Source organism: Halomonas sp. 707D4 (genome assembly GCF_024158685.1).
Classification (GTDB): Bacteria; Pseudomonadota; Gammaproteobacteria; order Pseudomonadales; family Halomonadaceae; genus Vreelandella.
On record NZ_JAMZBD010000293.1, the window covers coordinates 1 to 4097 of the forward strand.

General features: G+C 66.1%; 3 protein-coding genes. 2 read left to right on the top strand and 1 reads right to left on the bottom strand.

Annotated elements, in window-relative coordinates; translation table 11 throughout:
- Nucleotides 1-9 precede the first annotated feature (9 nt).
- Nucleotides 10-2127, top strand: a complete 2118-nt coding sequence (locus BIS11_RS12280) for a TRAP transporter fused permease subunit (protein ID WP_253586136.1) — start codon at nucleotides 10-12, stop codon at nucleotides 2125-2127.
- 67 nt (nucleotides 2128-2194) lie between these two features.
- On the opposite strand, the gene metF is transcribed toward BIS11_RS12280, so the two are convergent.
- Nucleotides 2195-3037 (bottom strand): methylenetetrahydrofolate reductase [NAD(P)H], encoded by an 843-nt coding sequence (gene metF, locus BIS11_RS12285; protein ID WP_253423866.1) that lies wholly within the window; start codon nucleotides 3035-3037, stop codon nucleotides 2195-2197.
- A 141-nt stretch (nucleotides 3038-3178) separates the two neighbouring features.
- Between metF and BIS11_RS12290 the strand changes: the two genes are divergently transcribed.
- The coding region (locus BIS11_RS12290; RefSeq protein WP_253586135.1) for an AEC family transporter at nucleotides 3179-4097 on the top strand (919 nt) is incomplete at its 3' end.

Consider the following 4097-nt stretch of genomic DNA (forward strand, 5'->3'; position numbering starts at 1 on the left):
ACCGCCGCCATCGCCGACGGCGTGGACGAGGAGGTCGTCGAACCCAACCGCCGGGTGTTCGCCGGCTGGCAGTTTCTGCTCTTCGCGGGGCTGGCGATCGCCTACTCGGGCTTTCACCTGTTCTCGCTGAACGTCTACCCGATCGAGACCTGGTCGTTTCGCATCGTGCACATCGCCGGTGCCCTGATTCTCGGCTACGGCCTCTTCGCCGGCGCCCGCTTCGCCGAGAGCGACGCCGTGGCCTCGCCCGCCTGGCTCAAGGGCGTGGCGCTGGCGCTCTTGATTCCCGCCGCCTACACGCTGTTTCAGGTCTTCTTGATGCGCCAGGCCCTGAACGGCGGAGCCATGCGCATCGACCCGGCCATCGAGAGCCTGCACTTCGGCTACCCCTTGATGGCGACCACCGCGGCCGCCATCGTGCTCTCCTGGTTCCTGCGCCAGGCGCGTCACCGCTTCAACCCGGCGGACCTGGTGCTGATGGTGTGCGCGATCGCCGCTGCGGGCTATCTGCTGTTGATCTACAACACGCCGCTGCGCGCCTCGACCGGCACCTCCTTTGCGCCGATCGGCATCTCCTGGGCGGCGATCGCCGGCTCGCTTTTGATTCTCGAGCTGACCCGGCGCGTGGCGGGCCTCGCCCTGGTGGTGATCTCGGCGGTGTTTCTGGTCTACGTCTTCGCCGGGCCTTATCTGCCGGGCTTTCTGGGCTACCCGGGGCTGTCGCTGCAGCGCTTCTTCAGCCAGGTCTACACCGACGCCGGCATTCTCGGGCCGACCACCGCGGTCTCCTCGACCTACATCATCCTGTTCATCATCTTCGCCGCGTTCCTGCAGGCCTCGAAAGTGGGCGACTACTTCGTCAACTTCGCCTTCGCCGCCGCCGGGCGCGCCCGCGGGGGTCCTGCCAAGGTGTCGATCTTCGCCTCGGGCCTGATGGGCATGATCAACGGCACCTCCGCCGGTAACGTGGTGTCGACGGGTTCCCTGACCATTCCGCTGATGAAGAAAGTGGGCTATCCCGCGCGCAGTGCCGGCGCCATCGAGGCGGCGGCCTCCACCGGCGGGCAGATCATGCCGCCGATCATGGGCGCGGGCGCGTTCATCATGGCGGAAGTCACCGGCATTCCCTACACCGAGATCGCCATCGCCGCGCTGATTCCGGCGATCCTCTACTTCGCCTCGATCTACTTCATGGTGGACTTCGAAGCCGCTCGCAAGGGCATGCGCGGCATGCGCCGCGACGAGATTCCACGCTTTTCCCACCTGGTGAAGCAGGCCTACCTGTTCGCGCCGATCATCATCCTGGTGGCGGCGCTGTTCATGGGCTACTCGGTGATTCGCGCGGGCACCTTGGCGACCGCCTCGGCGGCGGTGGTGAGCTGGATCTCGCCGCACAAGATGGGCATTCGGTCGATCCTCAAGGCGCTGCAGCTCGCCGGCACCATGTCGATCCAGATCATCGCCGTGTGCGCCTGCGCGGGCCTGATCGTCGGCGTCATCTCGCTGACCGGGGTCGGCGCGCGCTTCTCGTCGCTGCTGCTCGGGCTTGCCGGCGTGAGCCAGCTTCTGGCGCTGGTGTTCGCCATGCTGATCAGCATATTGCTCGGCATGGGCATGCCGACCACCGCCGCCTACGCGGTGGCGGCGTCGGTGGTCGCACCGGGGTTGATCAACATCGGCATCCAGCCTCTGGTGGCGCACTTCTTCGTGTTCTACTTCGCGGTGGTGTCGGCGATCACCCCGCCGGTGGCGCTGGCCTCCTACGCGGCGGCGGGCATCTCCGGCGACAACCCGATGGGCACGTCGGTGGCGTCGTTCAAGATCGGTCTTGCGGCCTTCATCGTGCCGTTCATGTTCTTCTACAGCCCGGCCATGCTGATGGAGGGCTCGGCGCTGCAGATCCTGCGCGTGGGCGTGACCGCCACGCTCGGCATCGTGCTGCTTTCCGGCGTGGTGCAGAAGTGGTTCTTCGGACCGGTCAACGGTGTCACCCGGCTGGTGATGCTGGTCGGGGCGATGTTCTTGATCTACGGCGGTATCTATACCGATGTAGCGGGACTCGCCATCGCAGCGGCGCTGTTCGTCCTGCAGCGGCGCCAGCTCGCCTCCTCGCCCCACCCCACCTGATCGCCTTCTGAACGAAGAACGCCCGCAAGGCTCTGCCTTGCGGGCGTTTTCGATGGGCAGGCCGCGATCAGCCCGCCAGGTTCTTGACCACCTTCAGCACCGGTGCGGACTGGTTCAGGGTGTAGAAGTGCAGCCCCGGGGCGCCGCCGTCGAGCAGCCGCTGGCAGAGTCGGCTGATCACCTCGGTACCGAAATCGCCGATCGCTTCGCTGTCATCACCGAGCGCCTCGAGCTGCTTGCGAAGCCAGCGCGGGATCTCGGCGCCGCAGGCGTCCGAGAAGCGTGCCAGCTTGGTGTAGTTGGTGATCGGCATGATGCCGGGGATGATCGGCTGCGTGATGCCCTGGGCGCGCGCCTTGTCAACGAAATGGAAGTAGGCGTCGGCGGTGAAGAAGTACTGGGTGATGGCCATGTCGGCGCCGGCCTTCATCTTGCGCGCGAAGTTGTCCACATCCCGGTCCAGGTTGGCCGCCTGTGGATGACACTCCGGGTAGGCCGCCACGGCGATCTCGAAGTGATCCCCGGTTTCGGCACGGATGAACTCGACCAGCTCGTTGGCGTAGCGCAGCTCGCCGATGCTGCCCATGCCCGAGGGCAGGTCACCGCGCAGCGCCACCAGGCTCGATACGCCCTCCTCCCGGTACTGGGCGAGCAGGTCGCGCAGCTGGGCCTTCTCGCTGCCGATGCAGGAGAGATGCGGGGCGGTAGTGATGCCGCTTTCACCGACTCGGCGCACGATCTCGCGGGTGCGCGCCTGGGTGGAGCCGCCGGCACCGTAGGTGACCGAGAAGAACCGCGGCTGGAGGGCCGCCAACTCATCGCGCACATGAATCAGCTTCTCGCGCCCGGCGTCGGTGCTGGGCGGAAAGAATTCGAAGCTGATGCCTAACGGATGTTCTTGGCTGCTCATGAGGGCCTCGCGCGGGCGTTGAAGTGGTATCGTGGCCATTCTGGCGTTTGACGCCCGCCAGGGCCAATGAAAGATTTCACGCCACAACTTCAATCTGGCTCATAGTGGCCAGCACGATTCACCGACGACCGGGAAACCGCGATGGACCTATCGCCGGCCACCTTGCTGGGGCCACTGCTGACACTGTTGAGTTTCGTCGCGCTCGGCTTCATCGCCGCGCGCCGCCTGGCGGTCGACCCCCGCCCCATCGCGACCCTGCTGGTCTACGTGATCGCGCCGCTCACCGTGTTTCGCTCGCTGATGAATGGCGAGCCCACGGCGAACTACCTGGCGCTGACGCTTTTGCTGTTCCTGCTGACCAGCGCCGTGGCGCTGACGGTCAATCACCTCGCGCGGCGCGTGTTCGGCGCCCACGAGGCGGCGCTTCTGGCGTTCTCCTCGGGCACCGGCAACACCGGCTACTTCGGTCTGCCCATCGCGCTGATCCTGCTGCCGCCGGAGGGCGTCACGCTCTATCTGTTCTGCATGCTGGGCATCAATCTCTACGAGTTCACCGTCGGCTTCTACCTGAGCGCCCGCGGCCAGTTCTCGGTGCGCCAGAGCCTTGTGAAGATCAGCCGCCTACCGCTGCTCTACGCCTTCGCTCTGGCGCTCTTGCTCGGCGCGCTGTCGCTTCGCCTGCCGACACCGGTGATGGCGTCGCTCGAGGTGTTCCCGGCAAGCTACACGCTGCTGGGCATGATGATCATCGGCATGACCCTGAGCCAGGTGAGGCTCGCTGCCTGGGACACGCGCTTCGTGGTCGCCTGCGTGGGGCTTCGCTACCTTCTTTGGCCGGTGATGATGCTCGCCGTGGTGCTGATACTCGACGCCGTCGCTACGCTTTCCGTCGAGCTCGGCATGGCGCTCTTGCTGCTGAGCGTGGTGCCCATGGCCTCCAACGTGGTGGTGATCGCCATGGAACTCGGCATCCAGCCGCAGAAAGGGGCGCTGGCGGTGCTGGTGAGCACGCTGCTGGCGCCGCTCCTGATCCCCCTCTACCTGGGAATGATGCTCTCGC

What these genes read in the sequence shown, in the direction of transcription:
- metF (WP_253423866.1), bottom strand. Translation starts at nt 3,037, where the DNA reads ATGAGCAGCCAAGAACATCCGTTAGGCATCAGCTTCGAATTCTTTCCG.